Source organism: Pseudarthrobacter sp. S9 (assembly GCF_050156545.1).
Lineage (GTDB): Bacteria > Actinomycetota > Actinomycetes > Actinomycetales > Micrococcaceae > Arthrobacter.
Window position 1 is genome coordinate 4,455,221 of sequence record NZ_CP189576.1, and the last position, 22,009, is coordinate 4,477,229.

The following is a 22,009-nucleotide window of genomic DNA, read 5'->3' on the forward strand; positions in this document are numbered from 1 at the left end:
GACGCCGTGCTGGCCGGCGCGCGTGCTTCAGCTGGGGATATTGAGGATCTCGGCGTACCTGGTGATCATCATGTCTTGGCCCTTGATTCGGGAGATCTGTTCCGGGCCGGCGATTTCGCCGCCAGGTAGCTGTCCGGAGCCTCCCGTCGGTCCGAGCGGGAGGATGATCACGGGCGGTGCCGGGCTGTATATCGTCCGTTCGGCGGACCCTGCCAGTTGCGCCCGGATATTGGCGGCGACGATCTTGGCCTGACGGCCTGCGATGCCTGCCTTATTCGCATCGATGACTGCGATATCGCCGAGGGCATAGACGTTCTCGAATCCGACCACGTTCAGTTCAGGTGTGACCTCCAGATACCCCTCGGCCGTACGCGCGGCCAGGAGATCCCCGGCAAGGTAGCCGGTCTGCGGTGCTATTCCGTAGCAGCGGAACCAGATATCAGCGTCAATGGTGGTGCCTGCCGCCGTAATGACGGAAAACCGGTTCGTTTGCCCGGCAGGGACGTCAGGAAGCCGGGTGAGGGGGCTTCCCATGACCTGCTCTACGCCGAGATCCCGCAGTTGCCGGTTGACCTCATCCCGCAATCGTTGATCGTAGGGACCGGGCAGTATGTGTTCGGCCTGGTCCACAAGAACAATTTTTTTGTCCGGCCAGGCCGCGGCGATTTCCCCGGCGAATTCGAGCCCCACCGCGCCGGCGCCCAGGAGCAGGACAGTGTTGGCCCGCGCGAGGTTGTCGTGGGCGGCCCGGTACTCGTCCACGGCGTCCGCGGTGTTGTCCGTGTCGCTTTTTGCCGGAAAGGGGTAGGTGGATCCGGTGGCCAAGACCAAGATGCGCGGCCGCAGTTGCATCCCCGATGCGAGCTCGACGCTGTATCCGTCAACTCTGACGGCCCGGTCCCGCATGACTCGGCCGTGAGCGAGCAGATGGCCGTAGGGCAAGAACATGCGCGGCAGAAATTCCGGCCGGACCACGGCCCGCAATGCGGCAATGTTGTGCACGAACGCCTCCCTGGGTTCAACCAGAGTGACTGCAACATGCTCATCCAATGCCTTGGCCAGGTTGATGCCGCCATACCCTCCGCCGATGATCGCGACGATGGGTTGCTGCCCAGCTGAGTCGTTCATGGAGGTCCTTTTTCAACGGGGTCGTCGCCGTCTTGGACTGGTGCTGAAGTAGTGTCCCTGCAGGGTAAACGCTCTGATGCCTGCAGATCGAGTATCCGGCCGCGGACGGGTACCGGGCAAGGGCGGATCACCGATCCGGCGCCGGTCCTAGCGGCCGGTGTTTTGGTGCAGCTCGGGGTCCAGCTTGTTGGCCGCCGCAAGCCGGGCAAGCAAATCGTTGATCGAATCGATTTGGAAAGCGGGTTCGTGTTGAATGATCTGTCCGTGACACCTCCGGTAAGGCCCGAGGCGGCTGTCCGGTCCCACCGGGCGTCCGGACCGCACCCGGGCATCCTCGTGGCTGTGAGTCTGATCCTGCTGGTGGCTGGCCTGGTCTTCACGGCCGTGCTGGCTGCTGCGCCTTGCGCCGGCTTGGTTCGCCTGGACCGGCATGGTGATTGCCGCCCTGGCCGAGCTGAGCTTCCTGTCAATGACCATCGAACCGCTACAGTCCCTCCTGCCTGTGTCCCGCTTCGGCGGGCTGGCGTGGCTCGTGACCCCAGGATTCCTTCTACCCGGAACCGTGACGGCGGCACGGCCTCCCCGTGACAGGAAATCGTGACAGCCAATCGTGACAGGAATTCCGGGAGGACTCGAAGTGGCGAACTTTTCGAGCCGGAAGCCGGCCAGCCGTCACCCGCGTTCGAGCGTAAGCCCATAAGGGATCTCGGCACTGACCGCCACTGTGAAAAGCTTGGGGCTGAGCCGCGTGACCAGGATGCCGTGGCGGCGCTCTTCCATGGCCTTGGCCCGGGCGAGCCTGACGGCGGCATCCAGCTCCTCTTCCAAGTGGGCGGCGTTCTCGGCGTGGACTTCAAGAACAAGGTCCGTTCTGGTTTTGATCATGGCGTGGTCCTTTCCGGTGGGTCTGAGGATCGTGGGATGCCCTGCGCCGGGTCCGCCGCCCGTGGGCGGTGTTGGCCCCGCGGCGACACCGCGGCGCGGTTACTGGAGCAGTTCCTACGGGGAATAGGATGCCGTGGTGCGCAGCGGAGGCGAGGATGGCGGCCCGTTCAGCGGGCGGCTGCCGGCCGGATCCAATCCAGCGGGCGGATGAACAGGGAGTCTGTACGTCCCGTTCTGTTTCCAGTGTGAGGGATGCGGTGTTTCGCGCGGGTGAATCGCGGGTGAATACTGGGTGCCTTCCTTGTGACGGTTACCGTAACAGGAGGGACCGCCCGGAGCCGGAGGATTGCCGGATCGGCAACGGAGACAGCCCAGTGGCCCGCCGGGTGATCTCCTGGTCCGGCCCAGTGGCTCAGCCACGCCCGGTCGCCGTCAAGGAATAGCTCACCGAGGTTCGGATCATGGAGCAGCCTGCCGCGCCCGTCGCGGCAGTCTGCTCCCCTCCGGCGCTTGCTTCCCTTCGCTGAAGGGGCCCTGCGGTCCGATGCCGTGAAGCGGGTGGCGCCTATCCGTTGGTGGCGGACTTCAGCGCCTGAAGCAGCGGGGTGGTCGGCCGCCCGATCAGGTTGGAGAGCGCGCCCGTGACCGTCGCCAGGAGACCGGCTTGGGTGTTGCTCTCCTTTGATTTCGGTGTTGAAGTCCATGGCCGCGCAAGCGGTCCCAGCTTCACAACGGGGCTGCGGCTCGGTCCATTCCCTCCCGGTCGGCGCCGTGGGCGTGCAGCATGTTACAAAAGGTAGTGACCGGCGATTGCTGGGGCAGCCGGGGCCCTAACGGCAGCGGACCGGAATCAGCTCCTTCGCTTGGTCCTTGCCGTCGCTGGCGCCGTCCAAGGGTCCTCCGGCCAGGGATGCTTCGGATAGCGGCCCCGCATTTCCGCGCGGACCTGCGCATAGGGTCCGGACCAGAAGGAAGCCAGGTCGTCCGTCACGGCCAATGGCCGCCTGGCCGGCGAGAGCAGGTGGAACAGCACCGGTACTCTCCCGCCCACCAGCCGCGGCGTCCGGGCCCAGCCGAAGCACTCCTGCAGCTTGACCGCCACCACAGGCCGCCCGTCGTCGTCCCCCACATCCGGGTAGTCGAGCCTGACGCGCGAACCGCTCGGCACCTCGAGCGACTCCGGCACCAGTTCGCCCAGCCGGGCAGCGTCGGGCCACGGCAGCAGCCGCCGCAGCGGATCGGCCAGGTCGATCCCGTTCGTGGACGCCCCACCGGCCAGGGCCTCGAGCTCCGGGGCCAGCCACTTGTCCAGCCGGGCCAGCAAAGCCGGCTCGGAAACGTCCGGCCAGGGATCACCGAGCTCCCTGTGCAGCAGGGCGAGGCGGCGTCGCAATCCGTCCGCCGCCGTCGACCATCCGATCGTCCCCAGCCCTTCCGTCGCCAGCGCGCGGGCGACGGCTCCGCGTCCCTCCTCCGCGGACGGGCGTACCGGCGTGGAAGACAGCACGATCGCTCCCAGCCGGCGTTCCCGCCGGGCCGTGACCCGGCCCTGGCTGAACCGCGCCTCCTCCGTTTCGCTCAGGAGATGCCGGGCGGCGGCCTCCGCGGTGTCCGCCATCAGCGGCGCCGCGGAACGGATGACGGCGCCGGTTCCTGCCGCGTCGCGCCCTTGCGCGCGTGAGACCTCGGCCACGGCCAGCCACTCGTGCCCGGACAGGGGGCTGCCGGCCGGCAGCCCCGCCGCCGTGCCCGACGACAGCAGGTAGCGCTCCGGCCCCTCGCCCGGGACCCGGCGCGCCACACGGTCGGGGAACGCGAGGGCGACGACGAAACCGACGGCCTCCGCGGCGCCCACCGGCGCAGCCAGTGAAGCAGGCACGACGCCGGACCCCTCCTGGCGCGCGAGCGCCTCCATCCGCCTGGCATCCTCCGCCCAACGCCGGGCCGGCGGTTCCTTGCCCGTTCGCAGCGCGGTCAAAAGACGCGTGAGATCAGCGCCGGGAACACGCTGGTCCCCGGAAACAAGCGCGACGACCTCCGCCGCAGTGCGGTGGCCCACCACGGCGGCGCCAGCCAGGAGGGCGCGGGCCAGCCGCGGATCGGCAGGAACCCTGGCCAGGGTTTTGCCCAGATCCGTGGCATGGCCGTCCGCCGCCACCGCGCCGAGTTCCCGCAGCACCTCTTGGGCCTCATCCATCGCGGCCCGCGGCGGGGCGTCCGGAAGGGCCAGCCCCCGGCCACCGGGCGATCCCCAACAGGCCAGGACCAGGGCGGCACCCGTCAGGTCTGCCACCATGATCTCCGGGATCCGGTGGGCGGGTGCGGCGCCAAAGGACTTCTGGTCGTAGCAGCGAACGACCCTTCCGGGACCCTGGCGGGCCGCCCGTCCGGCGCGCTGTTCGGCGGACGCCCGGGAGCAGGACACGGTCACCAGGCCGGACATTCCGCGGTTGGAGTCGCGCCGCGGCTCGCGGGAGAGCCCCGAATCGATGACCAGACGGACGCCCGGCACCGTCAGCGACGACTCGGCCAGCGCCGTGGAAACAATGATCCTTGGGGGTCCCCCGGGCTCCCGCCCGGAAACGGCGCGGTCCTGCTCCTCCGGCCCGACCTGGCCGTGCAGCTCCAGGACCTCCGCACCACCCCGGCGGCGCAGCCTGGCAGCGATGTACGACACCTCCCAGGCTCCGGGGACGAACACCAGGGCGTCGATGTCCAGGCCGGCGGCCAGCGCTTCGGCGTGCGACGCCGCAGCCGTGTCTGCGACATGGTCCAGGAAGGCGCGTGTCACTCCCCGTCCATCCAGCCGCGGCAGTGCCGCGGCTGCCCAGTCCGTATCCAAAGGGTACAGCGCGGCGGGACAGTCGATGACGGGAGCCGGCCCGCCGCCGTCGTGGTTCCCGATCGCTGTCTCCCCGATCAGGGCGGCGAACCGCGGCGCGTCCAGGGTGGCGGACATGGCGACGAACCTGAGGTCACCGCGCAGCTCGCGGACTTCGGTGAGCATGCCGAGCAGCAGGTCGGTCTCCAGCCCGCGTTCGTGGACTTCGTCGAGGATCACGGCGGTGGTGCTCTCCAGCCCCGGGTCCTGGAGCAGGCGCCGCAGCAGGATCCCCGGGGTGACGAACTCAATCAGGGTGTCGGGGCTTGTCTGGCGTTCCCCGCGGACCGTGTAGCCGACGCGGTCCCCGAGCCGGCTGCCGTCCAGGGCGGCAAGGCGCCGGGCTGCCGAGCGCGCGGCGACGCGGCGTGGCTGGGTCACGACGACGCGCGGCCGAGGGCCGTTCTCCGGTGCCGCCTGCGTCGATCTTGAGGTGGTGCCGGACGCGATGTTGGCGAGCAGCGGCGGAACGAGCGTGGTTTTGCCTGTGCCCGGGGGCGCCTGCACCACGGCGGTCCCTGCCGCACCTCCGCGACGCAGCGCATCGGCGATCTCCGGCAGGGAGTGCGCAAAGGCCAGACCGGCCCCGATGGTGTCCAAATCGAAGAGCCCACGGGCGCGGGCGGGGTCCAGAGGGACCAGCGGAGAAGTCACGCCTCCATTGTGCCTACAAACTTCGTGCCCGGCGTTCCACTTCGCTGAGCTGGGCGCCCGCGGCCCCGGACTCCGCCGCTCCGCAAACTGAGCGTCACAGGGCGTCCCGCGCTCTCCGCTCGCGCAGCCAGGGGATGAGACCACCCGCAAGGAGCATGTCAACCTGACGCGTCGAGAGACCATGCCGGACGGCGTAGGCCTCATCGCGTGTCTCGTTACGCACGAGGATCTCGGTGCCGGTCACGAGCGCCGTGCGCGTGCCTGTCAGTAGGAGCACATCGCCCTGCTGGATACGATCGTGATCGGCGGCATTCTTGAACTCGAGGGCGAGTACGCCGAAATTGGCCAGGTTCTGCCAGTGGATTCGCGCGAACGAGACGGCCAGCACCGCGCGCAGTCCAAGGAATCGCGGGGTGATCGCGGCATGCTCTCGCGAGGATCCCTGGCCATAGTTAGCACCGGCGACCAGAATGTGGCCGGACGTGTCGCGGGTTTCCGCGGCGCGGGCAGGATAGGTTTCGTCGATCTGGCCGAACGTGAATTCGGCGAGCTTCGGGATGTTGCTGCGATAGGGCAAAACGCGCGCACCGGCAGGCAGGATCTCATCCGTCGATATGTCATCACCCACAACCAGGGCGACCGGTGCCTCGATGCGATCGGCGAGCGGCCCGAAGACCGGAAGCGAGGAGATGTTTGCGCCCTTGATCAATTTCACTTCGGAGGCCTCCTCCGGCGGCAACGGCTTCTCGAGCATCGTCAGGTTCACGCTCGACACCGCGGGCAGCTCAAGCTCGGGGTACTCCAGGTCGAAGAGCTCTGTCAGGTCTCGCGGGTCGGTGATCGTTCCTGTGAGTGCCGCAGCCGCCGCCGTCTCCGGCGAGCACAGGTAGACCGAGTCCTCCTTGGTACCCGAACGACCCGGAAAATTGCGCGGCATCGTGCGCAGGCTGTTGCTTCCGTTCGCCGGAGCCTGCCCCATGCCGATGCAGCCCATGCATCCGGACTGATGCAGCCGGGCTCCCGCGCTGATCAGGTCGAACGTGGCGCCCATTTTCGTCAGGTCCTGCAGAATCTGACGGGAGCTCGGATTGACGTCGAAGGATAGGCTGGCCTGCGACTGCCGTCCCTTGGTGATTGCGGCGACAATCGCGAAGTCGCGCAGCCCAGGATTCGCGGATGACCCGATCACAACCTGCCCCACCGGCCTCCCGGCCACCTCTCGGACAGGAACGACGTTGCCGGGCGAGCTGGGGAGCGCGATCAGCGGCTCGATCGTGGAGAGGTCGATCTCCTCGGTCACGTCGTACGCTGCATCCGCGTCGGCGAGAAGTTCGGCGAAGTCGCCCTCGCGCTGCTCGGAGCGCAGGAAGGCTCGAACCTGATCGTCGGCCGGGAAAACCGTGGTCGTCGCACCCAGTTCAGCGCCCATATTGGCGATCACATGCCGATCCATCGCGGTCAGTGCTGTGAGGCCGGGGCCGTAGTACTCGACGATCCGGTTCAGGCCGCCATGGACGCCATGCCGGCGCAGCATTTCGAGAATGACATCCTTGGCGCTCGTCCACGGCGGCAACATACCAGTGAGCCGCACACCCCAAATCTCCGGCATCTTGAGGTACAGCGGTTCGCCGGCAATTGCCAGGGCTACCTCGGTGCCTCCGACGCCGATGGCCAGCATCCCGAGCGAACCTGCCGCCGGGGTATGGCTGTCCGAACCAACCATCGTCTTACCCGGGATGCCGAACCGCTGCATATGCGTCGGGTGCGAAACCCCGTTTCCAGCCTTCGAGAACCACAGTCCGAACCGTTGACACGCCGAGCGGAGAAAGTCGTGGTCCTCCGCGTTCTTGCTGTCGGTCTGCAACAGGTTGTGGTCGACATACTGCACGGATACTTCCGTGCGTGCGTGATCGAGCCCCAGCGCCTCCAGCTCAAGCATGACCAGGGTTCCGGTTGCGTCCTGGGTGAGGGTCTGATCGATATGCAAAGCAATCTCAGACCCAGGAATCATCTCCCCCACAACCAAATGGGACGCAATGAGCTTCTGGGCGACGCTGTATGCCACGGTGGGCTTCCTTACTCGATAGCGCGGCCCGCAGACCTTTGTCGGCAACGAACCGGCCTCCGGGGCATTCCGCTCGTCCCAACGTAACCCACTCATGGCGCCGGGACTAGTAGTCGGCATCTCAATGGGTGACATGTGGATTCGTCCCGCAAGCGAGGCTTGTCTCATGACGTCCTGGGGCTGGATGCGAGCGTCCTGCTATCTTGCCTCTGGTCAACACTCCCGATCAGGCTTGGGTCCGCGTAGCATCAGAGTAGGTCTTAGCCAGGAGCGTGCGGGAATGTTTGAGAGGTTCACTGACAGTGCCCGGCGTGTTGTGGTCCTGGCCCAGGAAGAGGCCCGCACTCTCAACCACAATTACATTGGCACCGAGCATGTTCTGCTCGGCCTGATCCACGAGGGTGAGGGCGTTGCCGCCAAGGCGCTTGAGTCCCTGGGCATCTCGCTCGACGGTGTCCGCGAGCAGGTGCAGGAGATCCTCGGCCCGGGCCAGCAGGCCCCGTCCGGCCACATCCCCTTCACCCCGCGGGCCAAGAAGGTGCTGGAGCTGGCCCTGCGTGAGGCCCTGCAGCTGGGACATGACTACATCGGTACGGAGCACATCTTATTGGGCCTGGTCAGTGAAGGTGAGGGCGTAGCTGCGCAGGTGCTGGTCAAGCTCGGGGCAGACCGGGACAGGGTCCGCAAGCGGGTCATCCAGCTGCTCTCCGATCACCAGGGCCAGGAGCCTGTCACCGGCGTCACCCAGCAAGAGCGAATCCCCGCCGGCTCCGTGGTGCTGGATCAGTTCGGCCGGAACCTGACCCAGGCTGCGCGGGAGAACAAGCTTGACCCGGTGATCGGGCGCGGGCAGGAAATGGAACGCGTCATGCAGGTCCTTTCCCGCCGCACCAAGAACAACCCGGTGCTGATCGGCGAGCCCGGCGTCGGCAAGACCGCCGTCGTCGAGGGCCTCGCCCAGGCGATTGTCCGCGGCGACGTACCGACGAACCTCAAAGACAAGCAGCTGTACACCCTGGACCTTGGCTCCGTGGTTGCCGGCTCCCGCTACCGCGGCGACTTTGAAGAGCGCCTGAAGAAGGTCCTCAAGGAGATCCGCACCCGTGGTGACATCATCCTGTTCATCGACGAGATCCACACGCTCGTGGGTGCCGGCGCCGCCGAGGGTGCCATCGATGCGGCCTCGATCCTGAAGCCCATGCTGGCCCGCGGCGAGCTGCAGACCATCGGTGCCACCACCCTGGATGACTACCGCAAGCACATCGAGAAGGACGCTGCGCTGGAACGCCGGTTCCAGCCGATCCAGGTCCAGGAACCCTCCGTCGCCCAGACCATAGAAATCCTCAAGGGTCTGCGCGGCCGCTACGAGGCACACCATCACGTCACCATCACCGACGGCGCGCTGGTCGCTGCGGCGAATCTCTCGGAGCGTTACATCTCGGACCGCTTCCTGCCGGACAAGGCGATCGACCTGATCGACGAGGCCGGCGCCCGGTTGCACATCCGCCGGATGACGGCCCCGCCCGAGCTGAAAGCCCTTGATGAGCGCATTGCCGAGGCAAAAACGGCGAAGGAGTCCGCGATCGACGCCCAGGACTATGAGGGGGCCGCTTCACTGCGCGACAAGGAGCAGAAGCTTGTCTCCGAGCGCCGGGAGAAGGAACGCCGTTGGAAGTCAGGTGGCCTTGACGACATCTCCGAGGTGGATGAGGAGCTTATTGCCGAGGTGCTGGCGAACGCCACCGGCATTCCGGTCTTCAAGCTCACCGAGGAGGAATCCGGCCGCCTGCTGAAGATGGAGGACGAGCTGCACAAGCGCGTCGTTGGCCAGAACGAGGCGATCAAGTCGGTTTCGCAGGCTGTCCGCCGCACGCGTGCGGGCCTCAAGGACCCGAAGCGTCCGGGCGGCTCGTTCATCTTCGCCGGCCCCACGGGCGTCGGCAAGACCGAGCTCGCCAAGGCCCTCGCCGAGTTCCTGTTCGGCGAAGAAGACGCGCTGATCACCCTGGACATGTCCGAGTACTCGGAGAAGCACACGGTGTCGCGACTGTTCGGTGCCCCTCCCGGGTACGTCGGCTACGACGAGGGCGGACAGCTGACCGAGAAGGTCCGCCGTCGTCCGTTCTCCGTGATTCTCTTCGATGAAGTGGAGAAGGCCCACGCGGACCTCTTCAACTCGCTGCTGCAGATTCTGGAGGACGGCCGTCTCACGGACAGCCACGGCCGGGTGGTGGACTTCAAGAACACCGTGATCATCATGACCACCAACCTCGGCACGCGGGACATTTCCAAGAGCGTTGCCACCGGTTTCCAGTCCGGCACGGACACCCGGACCGGCTACAACCGGATGCGCGCCCGGGTGACGGAGGAGCTCAAGCAGCACTTCCGCCCCGAGTTCCTGAACCGGGTTGACGATGTCATTGTCTTTCCGCAGTTGACCCAGGACGAAATCATCGAGATCGTGGATCTGATGATCGCCCGTCTGGAGAAGCGCCTCAAGGACAAGGACATGGGCATCGAGCTCACGACGGCGGCCAAGGTGCTCCTGGCAACCCGCGGCTACGATCCCGCGATGGGTGCCCGGCCGCTGCGCCGCACCATCCAGCGCGAGATCGAGGACCAGCTCTCCGAGAAGATCCTCTTCGGCGAGCTGCACGCCGGCGACATCGTGGTGGTGGATGTGGACGGCGAAGGCGACGACGCCAAGTTCACCTTCGCCGGCAACGCCAAGCCGCGCATCCCGGACGCGCTGCCGGCCGGAAGCCAGTAGCCGGCAGCAGCCAAGCGCCGGCCGGGCAGCCTTCCAGGGAGTGCGTTGTCCCTGCTCTTGAAATGCCTCAGAAAATGTCAAGGACGCGCGCGCACAGTAGGAGCATGAAATCACTACTTAGCGGCGAAGTGGTCGCCGTACGTGGCGTTCTCACTGACACACATCCGGTCGATTTCCATGCTCTGGGTGTAGCCGGAGCCATTGACCGGCTAGCTATTCCGCTGCGGGACCGCGGGACCGTAGTGCGCCTAGAGACTCCGCACCACGGAATGGAAGTGGACCGACAGTCGGCAATACTGCTGTACCGGGCGGCGCAGGAACTCCTCAGCAACATCTACAATTTCGCTCAGGCATCAACGGTGACGGTCCGGCTGGGCTGCGTCAGCCACTCCGTTCAGCTCAAAGTGACCGACGACGGCGGCGGTTTCGATGCGCCAGCAGCCACCCGTGGCAGGCACTCCGGCATGGGGCTGCGCCTCATGCGCCTCGCCGTGGGCCTGGCGGGCGGTCAGATGATCATCGATTCCTCTGCCGCCATCGGAACGTGTGTGACGATAACGCTGCCGCTGGACTGATTTTCCCTCCCGCACTACCCGCCACACCCGAACAGCATGGGGGTGTACACATTGTGTACACCCCCGTGCTCCGGTTCCAGCCCCATCCGCTTTTAGCTCGTGCGGGATCCTGGCAGGCGCTCCGCTGCCTTGGCGTGCCGGGTCAGGACTCGAGAACCAGCAACTGGGCCTTCTCAGCATCCCAGCTGACCCACAACTCCTCAGCCGGCAGCCGGGTGCCTCCATCGGAGCTCAACTCGCGCAACTGGAGTTCATGGCCTCCCGCCGTGACCCGGTGGCGCACGGTGGCGCCCAGGTTCGTAGAGGAGACAAGCGTTGCGGCGCAACCATTGCTTGCCACCGCTGCTGAGCTGAACTTGAGATGCTCAGGGCGGACGGAGACGGCATAGTTCCCGCCGGTGGCTCCGCGGTCGCGGACGCGCGCGAGGCCCAGCCCGCCGAGATCCACAACAGCTTCCTCGCCATTTCGCTCAACAACTGTGCACGGGATGAGGTTTGTGTCGCCGAGGAAGCTGGCCACCCAGTCGGTGAGGGGGTGGTTGTAAACTTCCTCCGGCGGGCCGGACTGGACAATCTTCCCGTCCCTCATGACCACAATCCGATCCGACATTGCCATGGCCTCGTCCTGGTCATGCGTCACGAACAGCACGGAGATCCCCAGGCTCTTCTGCAGGGTCTTGATCTCCTCCTGCATCTGTTCGCGGAGACGCTTGTCCAGGGCTGCCATCGGTTCGTCCAGCAGCAGGGCCGCAGGGTTGAAGACCAGTGCGCGGGCCAGCGCCACCCGCTGCTGCTGCCCGCCGGAGAGCTGGCGGGGCTTGCGGTCTCCCATCTTGCCCAAGCCCACACGGTCCAGGGCGTCCTCGGCGCGCTGCCGCCGTTCCGCGCGCGGCACCTTCCTCATGCGGAGGGCAAATTCCACGTTTTCAAGCGCGCTCATATGAGGGAACAGCGCGTAGTTCTGGAACACCACGCCCAGGTTCCGGTCCCGCGGCGGAAGCGTGTCCACCGGCTTGCCGTCGATGAGGACTGAGCAGGCGGTGTGTTCTTCGAACCCGGCTACCATCATCATGGTGGTCGTCTTACCGGAGCCGCTGGGGCCCACAAGGGTCACAAATTCTCCGGGCTGCACCGTCAGGTCCAGCTGGTCTACGGCGACGACGTCGCCGTAGACCTTGCTGACCTGGCGGAGTTCAATGGCGCCTTGCGTGGCACTCCCGGACCGGGGAATTGACTCCGCGGAAATCACTGAAGCGGTCATCGATTTACCTTTACTTTTGTGCGGACACGGCCAGGGGCAGCATCCGGGTTGAGGAGCGGCGCCTGAGGACAAACATGACCTGGAGCAGGAGCCCGATTGTGGCCACGCTGACCAGCAGGGCGGACGACACCGCGATCTTGGGGGTCAAATTGAACTGGATGTCGGTAAACATCTTGACCGGCAATGTTGTGGCTCCGGGGAACTGCATGAACAGGGACATCACGGTCTCGTCAATGGAGACAGAGAACGCGAAGAGCGCCCCCGAGATCAGGCCGGGCAGGATGATGGGCAGATAGACATGGCGCAGGACAGACAGCGCACCGGCACCGAGACTCTGCGCTGACCTGACCTGACCAGGGCAGGGTTGAGCCCCGCGAGGCTAGCGCGCGTGGTCAGGTACACGTAGGGTGTCGCGATCACCGCGTGCGCAAGGCCGATGGGAACGATGCTGCCCACCATCCCGATGGAGATGAAGAACTGGTAGAACGCCAATGCCAGCACCACGGTGGGCACGATCATCGGCGCCAGTATCAGGTCGACCACCGCCGGCTGCCCCGGGAACTTGCGCCCGTGCAGGCCGATCGCCGCGGTGGCGCCCAGGAGCACGCCGATCACGACGGCGATCGCCGCCGACTGGAGGCTCGCCGTCAGGGCGGACGTCCAGGCCCGGTCGGCGAAGAATCCCGCCACGGCGCCAAAGGATATTCCCTCCGGCGGGAACGTGATGTAGCGGCTGTCATTCAGGGCCACCGGCACCACGATCGCCGTCGGGATCACGAGGAACAGGAAGGCCGGGATGGAAAGAAGCGCCAGAAGGCGGTGCTGCGGATTAGTTGTCTTCATGTTGGCCTCCTGCCTTGAGGACCCGCTGGTAGACGGCCACGAGGATGCTGACCATGACCGTCAGGATGACGGCCAGCGCAGGGGCCCCCGGAGAAGTCCGTGAGCTGGCGGGCGTAGTAGTCGATCTGGTTGGCGATCATCATGTCGCCGGGGCCGCCCATGACCACGGGGGTGATGAAGAAGCCCGTGCTGATGATGAAGACGAGCAGGCCGGCGGCGGAGATGCCGGGCATGCTCAGCGGCAGGGTGATCCGCCGGAAAACGGATCCTTCCCGGGCGCCAAGGGAGCGGGCCGCCAGCCCGAGCCGGTCATCGATGGACGCCAGCGACGAGAAGATCGGGAACACCCCGTATGGCAGGAGGCAGTGCACCATGCCCACGATCACGGCGAACCGGTTATGCAGCAGCTCGATCGGCGCATCCGTCAGCCCGATGCCCTGCAGGAATGCATTCACCATGCCGTTGTCCTGCAGCAGCACAGCCCATGCGAAGTTCTTCACGAGAATGCCGGTCCAGAACGGCATGAGTACGACGGCGAACAGGATCACCCGGGTGACGTTCCAGGCACGCCAGAGGACCATGGCGATGATGTAGCCCAGCACCACCCTGACGATGGTGCTAGCCAGGCTGATGGTCAGGGTGTTCAACAGCGCGCGCAGCACCAGCGGGTCCTCCAGCACCCGCTGGTAGGCGTTATCGGCGAAGCTTGAGGCCACCAGCTTGCCGAGCGGCGTCAGGAACAGCAGCAGGTCGAAGGCAAGGATCGGAGCCAAAAGCAGCCACCAGCCGCTGCGTCTGCGCTGCGGCTTCGCCCCCGCCGGCACCGGGGTTCCACGGCCTCTCGGCCGGGCCCCTAGAAGAGTCGGTGCGCTCATGTCAGCTGGCCTGCCACAGCTTGAACTGCTGCTCGGTCTTCTTCAGGTTCTGCGACCACCACTTGTCATCGCGGACGAGGATCTTGTCGGCGAGCCGGGGGCTCGTGGGAAGCGTGTCCGCGACCTCTTTCGGCAGCTTGGACAACGCCGGAACGTTGGCCAGCGTCAGGTTGGTGACCTTCGTGGAACTGCTTCCAGAGGGGGGATTTGCAGTTCGGGGGTACTCGCCGCGCCAGCCCGATGGGTACGGAACGAAGGAAGATACGGGACACTGGAAGATCTCGATCACAAAGGTGGCAATCACATGATTAATCTCCAGCAGGATGCCGACGGCTTCATCCGCATGAACCGGCACTTTCCCGACAGCGCGCATATTTCCATCACGTTCAGCGATGGATCGCAGGAGGTGTTCTCCGGGCATCAGTTAAATGAGACTTATGACGAAGCCCTGGCCGTGTACCGGGCGCAGAATCACCTCGACGCGAAGGGATATTCGCGGGCCCCGAAAAAAAGTGTCCACCCCGCGAACAAAATCGAATTCGTGCAGGTTCATCCCGGAATGGCCCAGTAGCACGTGCCCCGAATTGTTCTCCCGATCGCTGTAATGGGGGCCGTGGTACGTTCAGCCTGATCAGGACGAGCTCATGCGGTTCCTCTCCACCCCGGCTCCCGACCCACCTTCAGAAAGCAGAGGCAACGATGACAACCATGATGATCTTCCACGACGTCGATGATGTTGAGCACTGGCTTGGCTCACCGAAAAGGGAGGAATTGTTCGGGCCCCTGGGCATTACGGCTCGAACGTTCATCGACCCGGGGAACACCAACCGCGTCGGCTTGATTATCGAATCCTAGACCCCACCCGGGTCTGTTGATTTTGGGCCCAGCGTCACCCGCAGGCAGAACTGTTAGGCATCAGGCCGCCCCGATCCATCGCTGACCCTCGCCTGCCCGGCGCGGTGCGCTGGCCCGGACGCGGAGATCATTCGCCCGTATTCGCCGGCCGTCGCCGGCCTTTGTGGATGCCTCGTGAGCCCCCACAGCCGGCGCATTCGACCGGGCGGCGGCCGGGCACAAGTCGCTGATCAGTCCCATTCCGGCATACTCTCGCACAGCATTGATCCCGGCGACAGCGGCGGGCTTGTCTTCAAACGCCTTGGAAACAGCCATCACGGTTCCATCCGGGGCTTTGAGCCGGAACCTGAAAAAGGCGTCCGCGTCAACGAAGAGTTCGAATGTGCCTGCCATGACAATCCTCCCGGTTTGCGGGTTCCTCTCCGCCGGCGTCTTCACCACGGAGCGGAAGTAACGCATCGCTGCTGCCCGCTGGTTTGGTTATACGATTTTGGTCGTGCGATCACAGTTGATCAATTCATCCAGTGTTAAGAGTCTCGCGCATTTCCGTAAACTCCCTCAAGATCACCTAGGTAAAACCTAGGTAAAAAGCATTCAACGCCCTGTTAGCCGGGAGACGGCCTGGTCAGTTTCGCGGTGCCGAGATGCGGCCGGCGGCGCCCGGAAGCCAGACAACCACTGATTCTGCGGACAAGGTACTCCCCCGTTCTATGGCTGACGGTACACCGGCTCGAATCCGTACCGCCATGTACCTCAAGTCACATTAGCCGCACGAATAACACCGAAACAGGGACTTAGGGCCGTAGCCGCAGGTACCGCCAGCGCCTATGCCACGTTCACGGGGGCCGCGGTTCCCGGTCAACGGATCCCGGAGGTCACGTCCAGTCGTCCCGCCGCAACCGGCCAGTGGACGTCCCTGGGTGAACCCAGCATGCGGCTGCCCAATGCGTGCATCAGATGATGGGTGAGGTCCACGGAGAAGCCGCTGGCCCGGAACATGCCGATCATCGAGTCCATATAGGCCAGCACCACCGGTGTCGGGCTCGTCCGTGACTCGATCACCTGGGACGCCCAGGGATGACGCTGGAGCGCCCGACGCGCCGCGGATCCGCCGCCGTACCGCGCTCTTCCAGTCAGTGCCGCGGAGCGGCGGTTCGATCTCGCCGACGACGACATCGATCATGCCGCCCAGAAGCTCCTCTTTGTTGGCCACGTGCTTGTAGAGCGCCATCGGCACTACTCCCAGCTCTTGAGCGAGCTTGCGCTTGCTGAGTGATTCGATGCCGCCGTCGTCGGCAAGCCCGACGGCGGTGTGCAGCACGCGGTCTCTGCTCAGGGGCACCCGCACAGTTTTCGGAGCGGGGCCACCCGATTTGTCAGCCCGATTTGTCAGCGAATTTCAGCGCTGGTGCGGCCCTGCGGGCGGCGGAGGCGGATTCCGTGGCCGCGGGACCGGGACGTGTTTGCGCAGGTGCGGGCGCGGTGGCGGATTGCCTTCCCCGTGGTGCGGCGGTGGCGGATGCCGGTCACCATGCGGCGGCCAGAGGCCCCACCGGAGCAGGCATGAATTGCTCCTCCTGCATCCCTGCGGCTGCGGGCGCCCGGGTTGGGGTGCGGGCGGCATCGGAGGTGCCGGCTGCGTTCGAGTCTTCTCTGATGGCTTCGGCCAGGCTGGAAGCGGAGGCTTCCTCCTGAGGGGCAGTCTCCTCCGTCTTGAGTCCGTAGTAGCCGTAGAGGACCCGCTCTTCGCCGGTGGTGATGGATCCTCGGTCACTTGCGATCCGCGGCCCGTTCTTCACCAGATCCTTGGTGTACAAGACGTTGATGCGGGTCCCGTCGATGCTCGCCCCGGCAAGCGGCACGAAGGTCTCGGACATGCTGAACAGTCCGGTGCGCACCGTGACGAAGGCCGGATCCCCGGAGCTGTCGCTGACAAAGACCTGTTCCACGGACCCGATCTTCTCCCCGTCAGCGGCCAGCACGATGCCGCCGTTGAGGACGATGTCGTCAATATCCGCCAGGCTGACCATGGGCTGACTCCTGCTCGTTTGACTGCGGGCCGGCACGACGGGAGGGCCAGTTGCATTCTCCCGCCAAGTCACCGCACAGGCAAGAACAGCGTCTTCCGGGCCCCGCGCCACGCCTCCATACCGTGGCGTCCTCGCCGGGGTCAGGGCACGAAGACGGCCAAGGCGGCTACGGCGGCCAGGACCGTCACCGGTGCGACCCGAGCAGCACTTTGTCCACACCGGCGGCCCGGGGGGCCAGTCCCCGCCGTCTGCCTGCCTGATCCGGGTTACGGGCACCCGCGAGTACCGTTTGGAGAGGTCCCGGCGAAAAACGATGCCGATGAAGACGAGAGGGATGAGGATGGCAACCAGGCTTGGGGCCAACATCAGGGCCGCGAAATCCAGGGGCCTGATGCCGCCGAGGGTGTGCTGGGCCAAGAGGTTCGTCAGGTTCGAAATCGGCAGCAAAAGACTTGCGGTGTTCGCCAGCCACACCGTGGTCAACGCGAACGGAAGCGCAGGCAGGCCTGCCTGCCGGGCGACGCTGGCGACGATCGGGGTCAGCAGCACCGCGGTCGTGTCCAGGGAAAGAAAAACGGTCGTCGCGGCAGCGAAGACGCGACCAGCAGCCACAGGACCACGCTGCGGCCGCGCCCCCACGGCCGGAACCGGCGGGCGACCCACAGGAACAGCCCCGCCTCGCTCACCAGTTCCGTGACGACCGTCATTGCGGCTACGAACAGCAGGATCGGGCCCACCCGGTCCGCCAGGGCCACCAGATCATCAGCGGGCAGGACGCCGGTCAGGACTGCCGCCACGCCAGCGATAAGCAGGACCCCACCGATGATCGCCAGACGCATGACCGGAGCATACCCGCAACTGCCCAGGGCCGCACGCACACGGGCGCCGTCTCACGGAGGTGGCAAACTGGGCCTGAGCTGTCGGCCTGAACTATTGTGAAGGGAGACCCTTTGGAGCCACATACGGATGGTGCTGTGACCGGTTCGTGGGAGAGCCTCGGTCTCCCGGGGCTGGTCGACTACGGCCAAAACACCATGGCGTGCCTCTTGCCAGCTTTGTCGGCACCACCATCAAATGGTACGACTACTACATCTTCGGCCTTCTCGCCGCTACCGGTGTCTTCAGCCGCCCGTTGCCCCGAACAGGACCCGGCCACCGGGCTGCCGCTCGCCTTCGTCACTTACGCCGCATCGCGCCGCTGGTCGCCGTCGCCCGTTCAACGCCGGCAACGGCGGACCCGGCTGGGTGATCCTCTCCTTCAGCATCATCGGTGTCATCACGGTCGTCTCCGCGATCCTTGCCCCCGAAACCCCTAACGTCGATCGGCGCGTCACGGCAGCCCAGCTCCTGGACGAGGAAGAAATCGAAACGACCCGCCAGCGCGTCCGCGCCGAATAGCAGTCCCCGCGAAAGAAGAAAAGCGCCGCCCGGATCAGTTGCATCCGGGCGGCGCTTGCCTTTTGAACAGGAAGCTATTGACACCAGACCCTGTGCGGTACTAAACAGTCACTACTACTGTGAGCGGTTACCCGGACAGCCGAATGCTGGCCGGTCTGCTGAAACGGATCAGGGTCTCGGAAGGGACAGGAAACTCGCCGGCAAGGTCATTTCATCGAAGCTCCCGCTCCCCCGCAGCTCCGCCGTCCGGAGAATCCCGCATTCACCCGCCTTCTTCCCAAGGGAGGAGAGACCCATGAAAACACCAACTCGGTGCTCTAGCGCCCCCAAAATCGTCCGCAAGGCCCTCACCATGGGCGCCGTCTTCGCCCTGACGACGGCCGGGCTGCTTGCCGGATCAGCGCCGGCATCGGCCGCCAGCTACCTCGGAGGCGTTGACATGCAGCGCGCCTGCAATACGCAGTATTACGACGCCTTCCACTACCGGGCCGAAATCCTGAACCAGTACGACGCCTACAGCTGGCGGTGCGTCAATGACGGGGACACCACCAACAAGATTGACGTCGATCTGGCGTGCATGATCCAGTACGGCGCCGGCGCCCGCGCGGGACTCGTGTACTGGTGGGACCCCCACTCCTGGTACTGCCAGCGCTAGCCCGGTTCCAGCGCGGCCGGAAGTAACAATCGTTTGGGCTCCGTCACTGAACGGTCATCAAAGGGTTGCCGTTGCCGCAGTGATGACCAGGGACACGCTGTGGCCACCGAAGCCGAAGGCGTTCGTGATGGCGGCGGTCGCTGCGTCACACCGGCTTGACTCGTTTTTGATATTGAGTCCGATCGCCGGATCCGGATTGTCGATGTTCCTGGTACCCGGGAGCATCCCCGTGCGGAGGGCCTGGAGAGTCACGATGGCCCCGACGGCCCCGGCTCCTCCGAGCATGTGGCCGGTCATCGACTTCGTCGACGTGACAGGTACCTGATTCCCGACCACAGCGGCAATTGCGCCGGCCTCCAGACGGTCACCCAGCGGAGTCGACGTCGCATGGGCGTGGACGAACCCGATGTCCGGTCCCGTGAGCGAAGCCGCCGCCAAGGCCTTCTGCATCACGCGGCGCTGCATCGCAGGGTCGGCCGCGACGATGTCGCCTGCATCGGAAGTAACAGCGGCCCCGGCTATCCGCCCGTAGACCTCCGCACTGCGGGCCCGCGCGAAGTCCTCACGCTCCAACACGAGAATCCCGGAACCTTCTGCGATCACGAAGCCGCTCCGGTCCCGGTCGAACGGCCTGGAGACTTCTTCCGGGCCGCGGTCGCTCGTGGAGAGCGCGCGGATCTGGGCGAATCCGGCAATGGTCAGTTCGTTGACACAGGCGTCAACACCGCCGGCGACAACGACGTCCACGGCGCCGGATCTGATCATTTCCGCACCCTCGGCGATCGCTTCGGCCCCGGACGCGCAGGCGCTGACCGGGGTGCGCGCCCCGCCCCTTGCGCCCACGTCAATCGACACCCACGCCGCGGGGCCATTGGCCATGATCTGTGTAAGGGTGTGCGGAGACACACGCCGGGGACCGCCACTGTCCAGGAGCCGGGTCTGGGCCACGACCGTTCCCAGGCCGCCGTACCCGGAACCGATGACGACGGCGAGCCGTTCAGGATCGACTTCCGGTCGCCCCGCTTGCGCCCAGGCCTCCCGCGCCGCAATCAGCGCCAAGTGACCACAACGGTCCATCCGCCGGTACTCCCGGGTCGAGAGAAGGACGGCAGGATCCGCAGTAACCCGACCGGCAACACGGACCGGCAGACCTTGCGCCCACGGGTCATCCAGCATGCTGATCCCGGACCGTCCCTCAAGAAGCCCGTCCCACGTCAAGGCCGCAGTCGCGCCTACCGGGGTCACGGCCCCCATCCCGGTCACGACCACTCCTACCGAATTTTCGGACACAGAAAACAACCTTCCCTCCAAACAAGACAACTCCGGGCGGCCGGACCTGCGATCACGAAACGCGGCCGCACCGTACCTTACAGGGGTTCGAAGCCGTCCGGCGGCCGGACGGCTTCGTGGGCCGTGCCCTGGCCCATACAATCATCCCGCCCGGGTTTGGCGTCCGAATGGTGACGGTCCCGGTGTAACCCATCCGCGGCGTGGTTGCCGTCGAAGTGCTGCTGACAGACAAACTCCGGCCCCGCCGGGGACTCATGGTCCGGGACCATGGCCGGCGGGGAACGGGACAAGCACGAATCACTTGCTTCAATCCAATCAATCGCTTCAAGGAGCACACCAAATGCGTACCTCGATCAAGACCTTTCTGGGCGCGGCAGCGGCCGGTTCCCTCATGTTCTCCCTGGCCGCCTGCAGCCCGGCCAACAACGCCCCCGCCACCCCGTCGTCCTCCGCGTCCGCAGAAACGGCCAAGCCGCTGGCCTCGATCCCGGCCCTGACCGGGACCAGCACCGCGGTCAAGCTCGACGCCTCCTTCGCCAAGGCCCTGGAGACCCTCAAGCTCACCCCGGGCGTCATCGGCACCGCCGCACTCACCGACGGCTCCCTCGTCTTCCCGATCACCGGCGGCAAGGTCGACTACTACGACCCGTCCAAGGACTACCGCCCCTACGTCCAGGGCCTGATCAGCCACGCCGGCTCCGGCTTCTCCCTCACCTCCGGGGACGCCAAGGTCGACCTCACCAACTTCACCATCGACCCGGGCACCTCCAAGCTCTACGGTGACGTCGCCGTCAACGGCACGACCGCCGCGAAGCAGGCCTACATCTTCAACCTCGACGGCTCCACCCTCAAGCCCCTGCAGAAGTCCGGCGACACCGCCGTGCTCGAAGGCACCCGCGTGCTGATCTCCGACACCGCCGCCGGCCTGCTGAACAAGACCTTCAAGACCGACGCCGTCAAGGCCGGCATGCTCGTCGGCATCGCCAAGATCACCGTCAACACCAAATAACCCGCCACCGGCAGACCTGCCGGACGGGGAGTCCACACACCGTGCGCATTCCGTAAGGAATCCCGGGCGAAGCGACGCCGCGGGAATCGTAGCCTTGAGAGGTGATTGAAATGACCGGAGCCGTCGTTGATGTCGTTCTTCCGTGTTTGAACGAGCGGGGTGCCCTGCCATGGGTGCTGTCCCGCATGCCGGAGGGGTACCGGGCCATCGTCGTCGACAACGGTTCCATGGACGGTTCCGCTGAGCTAGCGGCCAGTCTGGGCGCCGTTGTGGTCGCGGAGGAACGCCGGGGTTTCGGGGCTGCCGCCCATGCCGGACTGCTCGCGGCGGCGGCGGAGTTCGTTGCGTTCTGCGACTGTGATGGTTCGCTGGACCCTGCGCAGCTGCCGATGCTTCTCGCTCCGGTCATGGACGGAAGCGCGGACCTGGTGCTGGGCAGCCGTAGGCCGCAACGCGGCTCCTGGCCCCTTCACGCCCGCATGGCCAACGGAGTCTTGGCATGGCGGCTCCGGCGTCTGACGGGGGAACGGGTGACTGATCTCGGACCGATGCGGGCAGCACGCCGCCTGGACCTGCTGTCCCTGGGGTTGGCGGACCGCCGCAGCGGTTACCCGCTGGAAATGTTCCTCAAGGCGAGCCTCCGCGGCTGGCGGATCACGGAAATCTCCGTTCCGTATGCCCCACGCACCGGCCAATCCAAGGTGACCGGCACAATCCGCGGAACGCTGACCGCGGTGCTGGACATGTCAGCCCAGCTCAGGGCTGCCACGGCGGCGTTACGTTCCGGACCGGTCCGGAACGCCGCCGGCACCGAAGAATCTGCATGAGGCAAAGC

General features: G+C 65.8%; 23 protein-coding genes and 2 pseudogenes. 8 read left to right on the top strand and 17 right to left on the bottom strand.

The genetic code is table 11. From position 1 onward, the window contains the following. Positions 1-27 precede the first annotated feature (27 nt). From ACQCSY_RS21430 to ACQCSY_RS21450, 5 genes are all read right to left on the bottom strand, one after another. On the bottom strand, positions 28-1,128 hold the full coding sequence (locus tag ACQCSY_RS21430; RefSeq protein WP_427132000.1) for an FAD-dependent oxidoreductase: 1,101 nt from the start codon (positions 1,126-1,128) through the stop codon (positions 28-30). 147 nt (positions 1,129-1,275) lie between these two features. Beyond that, the gene (locus tag ACQCSY_RS21435) at positions 1,276-1,560 is read right to left on the bottom strand and encodes a hypothetical protein (protein ID WP_427132002.1); all 285 of its coding nucleotides are present in this window, start codon (positions 1,558-1,560) and stop codon (positions 1,276-1,278) included. 240 nt (positions 1,561-1,800) lie between these two features. Continuing rightward, complete coding sequence (locus tag ACQCSY_RS21440) at positions 1,801-2,013, bottom strand: hypothetical protein (protein ID WP_427132004.1); 213 nt, start codon at positions 2,011-2,013, stop codon at positions 1,801-1,803. 850 nt (positions 2,014-2,863) lie between these two features. After that, complete coding sequence (gene hrpB, locus ACQCSY_RS21445; RefSeq protein WP_427132006.1) at positions 2,864-5,548, bottom strand: ATP-dependent helicase HrpB; 2,685 nt, start codon at positions 5,546-5,548, stop codon at positions 2,864-2,866. A 94-nt stretch (positions 5,549-5,642) separates the two neighbouring features. Continuing rightward, positions 5,643-7,613: an aconitate hydratase gene (locus ACQCSY_RS21450; RefSeq protein ID WP_427132008.1), complete on the bottom strand. Its 1,971-nt coding sequence runs from the start codon at positions 7,611-7,613 to the stop codon at positions 5,643-5,645. Positions 7,614-7,893: 280 nt separating this feature from the next. Here ACQCSY_RS21450 and ACQCSY_RS21455 point away from each other — a divergent pair, with 280 nt between their 5' ends. After that, positions 7,894-10,383, top strand: coding sequence for an ATP-dependent Clp protease ATP-binding subunit (locus tag ACQCSY_RS21455; protein ID WP_427132010.1), 2,490 nt, complete (start codon positions 7,894-7,896; stop codon positions 10,381-10,383). A 104-nt stretch (positions 10,384-10,487) separates the two neighbouring features. Further along, on the top strand, positions 10,488-10,958 hold the full coding sequence (locus tag ACQCSY_RS21460) for a sensor histidine kinase (protein ID WP_427132011.1): 471 nt from the start codon (positions 10,488-10,490) through the stop codon (positions 10,956-10,958). A 142-nt stretch (positions 10,959-11,100) separates the two neighbouring features. On the opposite strand, the gene ACQCSY_RS21465 is transcribed toward ACQCSY_RS21460, so the two are convergent. Genes ACQCSY_RS21465 through ACQCSY_RS21485 form a run of 5 tightly spaced genes read right to left on the bottom strand, consistent with a single transcriptional unit; the run spans position 11,101 to position 14,241 of the window. Beyond that, on the bottom strand, positions 11,101-12,219 hold the full coding sequence (locus ACQCSY_RS21465) for an ABC transporter ATP-binding protein (RefSeq protein ID WP_427132013.1): 1,119 nt from the start codon (positions 12,217-12,219) through the stop codon (positions 11,101-11,103). A gap of 10 nt (positions 12,220-12,229) precedes the next feature. After that, positions 12,230-12,535: an ABC transporter permease gene (locus ACQCSY_RS21470; RefSeq protein ID WP_427135987.1), complete on the bottom strand. Its 306-nt coding sequence runs from the start codon at positions 12,533-12,535 to the stop codon at positions 12,230-12,232. Then, positions 12,487-13,062: an ABC transporter permease gene (locus tag ACQCSY_RS21475; RefSeq protein ID WP_427132015.1), complete on the bottom strand. Its 576-nt coding sequence runs from the start codon at positions 13,060-13,062 to the stop codon at positions 12,487-12,489. Before ACQCSY_RS21475 ends, ACQCSY_RS21470 begins: the two co-directional genes overlap by 49 nt. Continuing rightward, positions 13,059-13,937: an ABC transporter permease gene (locus ACQCSY_RS21480; protein ID WP_427132017.1), complete on the bottom strand. Its 879-nt coding sequence runs from the start codon at positions 13,935-13,937 to the stop codon at positions 13,059-13,061. Before ACQCSY_RS21480 ends, ACQCSY_RS21475 begins: the two co-directional genes overlap by 4 nt. Before the next feature lies 1 nt (position 13,938). Next, positions 13,939-14,241 (bottom strand): hypothetical protein, encoded by a 303-nt coding sequence (locus tag ACQCSY_RS21485; RefSeq protein ID WP_427132019.1) that lies wholly within the window; start codon positions 14,239-14,241, stop codon positions 13,939-13,941. Here ACQCSY_RS21485 and ACQCSY_RS21490 point away from each other — a divergent pair, their 5' ends adjacent. Together ACQCSY_RS21490 and ACQCSY_RS21495 are read left to right on the top strand one after the other, a co-directional pair. Then, complete coding sequence (locus tag ACQCSY_RS21490) at positions 14,242-14,508, top strand: hypothetical protein (RefSeq protein WP_427132021.1); 267 nt, start codon at positions 14,242-14,244, stop codon at positions 14,506-14,508. It abuts the gene before it with no gap. Positions 14,509-14,636: 128 nt separating this feature from the next. After that, a complete protein-coding gene (locus ACQCSY_RS21495; RefSeq protein ID WP_427132022.1) occupies positions 14,637-14,792 on the top strand; it encodes a hypothetical protein in 156 nt (51 codons plus the stop codon). Positions 14,793-14,852: 60 nt separating this feature from the next. On the opposite strand, the gene ACQCSY_RS21500 is transcribed toward ACQCSY_RS21495, so the two are convergent. The 6 genes and pseudogenes from ACQCSY_RS21500 to ACQCSY_RS21525 all read right to left on the bottom strand — a co-directional run bounded on the left by ACQCSY_RS21500 (position 14,853) and on the right by ACQCSY_RS21525 (position 17,661). Beyond that, complete coding sequence (locus ACQCSY_RS21500; RefSeq protein ID WP_427132024.1) at positions 14,853-15,185, bottom strand: YegP family protein; 333 nt, start codon at positions 15,183-15,185, stop codon at positions 14,853-14,855. A 465-nt stretch (positions 15,186-15,650) separates the two neighbouring features. Then, positions 15,651-15,854 (bottom strand): hypothetical protein, encoded by a 204-nt coding sequence (locus ACQCSY_RS21505; protein WP_427132025.1) that lies wholly within the window; start codon positions 15,852-15,854, stop codon positions 15,651-15,653. A 187-nt stretch (positions 15,855-16,041) separates the two neighbouring features. Then, positions 16,042-16,140 (bottom strand): annotated as a pseudogene (locus ACQCSY_RS21510) (TetR/AcrR family transcriptional regulator); the annotation flags it as partial. Between the two features lie 178 nt (positions 16,141-16,318). Continuing rightward, the gene (locus ACQCSY_RS21515; protein WP_427135989.1) at positions 16,319-16,822 is read right to left on the bottom strand and encodes a PRC-barrel domain-containing protein; all 504 of its coding nucleotides are present in this window, start codon (positions 16,820-16,822) and stop codon (positions 16,319-16,321) included. Between the two features lie 180 nt (positions 16,823-17,002). Then, a pseudogene (locus ACQCSY_RS21520) lies at positions 17,003-17,461 on the bottom strand (SLC13 family permease); the annotation flags it as partial. Next, the gene (locus ACQCSY_RS21525) at positions 17,362-17,661 is read right to left on the bottom strand and encodes a hypothetical protein (RefSeq protein ID WP_427132027.1); all 300 of its coding nucleotides are present in this window, start codon (positions 17,659-17,661) and stop codon (positions 17,362-17,364) included. The pseudogene ACQCSY_RS21520 and the gene ACQCSY_RS21525, both read right to left, overlap by 100 nt. Before the next feature lie 406 nt (positions 17,662-18,067). Between ACQCSY_RS21525 and ACQCSY_RS21530 the strand changes: the two genes are divergently transcribed. Then, the gene (locus tag ACQCSY_RS21530) at positions 18,068-18,220 is read left to right on the top strand and encodes a hypothetical protein (protein ID WP_427132029.1); all 153 of its coding nucleotides are present in this window, start codon (positions 18,068-18,070) and stop codon (positions 18,218-18,220) included. Positions 18,221-18,515: 295 nt separating this feature from the next. Then, entirely contained in the window at positions 18,516-18,875 is a 360-nt protein-coding gene (locus ACQCSY_RS21535) for a hypothetical protein (protein WP_427132031.1), read from the top strand. A 57-nt stretch (positions 18,876-18,932) separates the two neighbouring features. Here the strand turns inward: ACQCSY_RS21535 and ACQCSY_RS21540 are convergent, their stop codons facing one another. Continuing rightward, the gene (locus ACQCSY_RS21540; protein ID WP_427132033.1) at positions 18,933-20,138 is read right to left on the bottom strand and encodes a beta-ketoacyl-[acyl-carrier-protein] synthase family protein; all 1,206 of its coding nucleotides are present in this window, start codon (positions 20,136-20,138) and stop codon (positions 18,933-18,935) included. 367 nt (positions 20,139-20,505) lie between these two features. Between ACQCSY_RS21540 and ACQCSY_RS21545 the strand changes: the two genes are divergently transcribed. Further along, on the top strand, positions 20,506-21,174 hold the full coding sequence (locus ACQCSY_RS21545; RefSeq protein ID WP_427132035.1) for a hypothetical protein: 669 nt from the start codon (positions 20,506-20,508) through the stop codon (positions 21,172-21,174). Positions 21,175-21,284: 110 nt separating this feature from the next. Further along, complete coding sequence (locus tag ACQCSY_RS21550; protein WP_427135991.1) at positions 21,285-22,001, top strand: glycosyltransferase family 2 protein; 717 nt, start codon at positions 21,285-21,287, stop codon at positions 21,999-22,001. Positions 22,002-22,009: the final 8 nt, after the last annotated feature.

What these genes read in the sequence shown, in the direction of transcription:
- ACQCSY_RS21430 (WP_427132000.1), bottom strand. Translation starts at nt 1,128, where the DNA reads ATGAACGACTCAGCTGGGCAGCAACCCATCGTCGCGATCATCGGCGGA.
- ACQCSY_RS21435 (WP_427132002.1), bottom strand. Translation starts at nt 1,560, where the DNA reads ATGCCGGTCCAGGCGAACCAAGCCGGCGCAAGGCGCAGCAGCCAGCAC.
- ACQCSY_RS21440 (WP_427132004.1), bottom strand. Translation starts at nt 2,013, where the DNA reads ATGATCAAAACCAGAACGGACCTTGTTCTTGAAGTCCACGCCGAGAAC.
- ACQCSY_RS21455 (WP_427132010.1), top strand. Translation starts at nt 7,894, where the DNA reads ATGTTTGAGAGGTTCACTGACAGTGCCCGGCGTGTTGTGGTCCTGGCC.
- ACQCSY_RS21460 (WP_427132011.1), top strand. Translation starts at nt 10,488, where the DNA reads ATGAAATCACTACTTAGCGGCGAAGTGGTCGCCGTACGTGGCGTTCTC.
- ACQCSY_RS21465 (WP_427132013.1), bottom strand. Translation starts at nt 12,219, where the DNA reads ATGACCGCTTCAGTGATTTCCGCGGAGTCAATTCCCCGGTCCGGGAGT.
- ACQCSY_RS21475 (WP_427132015.1), bottom strand. Translation starts at nt 13,062, where the DNA reads ATGAAGACAACTAATCCGCAGCACCGCCTTCTGGCGCTTCTTTCCATC.
- ACQCSY_RS21480 (WP_427132017.1), bottom strand. Translation starts at nt 13,937, where the DNA reads ATGAGCGCACCGACTCTTCTAGGGGCCCGGCCGAGAGGCCGTGGAACC.
- ACQCSY_RS21490 (WP_427132021.1), top strand. Translation starts at nt 14,242, where the DNA reads ATGATTAATCTCCAGCAGGATGCCGACGGCTTCATCCGCATGAACCGG.
- ACQCSY_RS21495 (WP_427132022.1), top strand. Translation starts at nt 14,637, where the DNA reads ATGACAACCATGATGATCTTCCACGACGTCGATGATGTTGAGCACTGG.
- ACQCSY_RS21500 (WP_427132024.1), bottom strand. Translation starts at nt 15,185, where the DNA reads ATGGCAGGCACATTCGAACTCTTCGTTGACGCGGACGCCTTTTTCAGG.
- ACQCSY_RS21515 (WP_427135989.1), bottom strand. Translation starts at nt 16,822, where the DNA reads ATGGTCAGCCTGGCGGATATTGACGACATCGTCCTCAACGGCGGCATC.
- ACQCSY_RS21525 (WP_427132027.1), bottom strand. Translation starts at nt 17,661, where the DNA reads ATGCGTCTGGCGATCATCGGTGGGGTCCTGCTTATCGCTGGCGTGGCG.
- ACQCSY_RS21535 (WP_427132031.1), top strand. Translation starts at nt 18,516, where the DNA reads ATGAAAACACCAACTCGGTGCTCTAGCGCCCCCAAAATCGTCCGCAAG.
- ACQCSY_RS21545 (WP_427132035.1), top strand. Translation starts at nt 20,506, where the DNA reads ATGCGTACCTCGATCAAGACCTTTCTGGGCGCGGCAGCGGCCGGTTCC.
- ACQCSY_RS21550 (WP_427135991.1), top strand. Translation starts at nt 21,285, where the DNA reads ATGACCGGAGCCGTCGTTGATGTCGTTCTTCCGTGTTTGAACGAGCGG.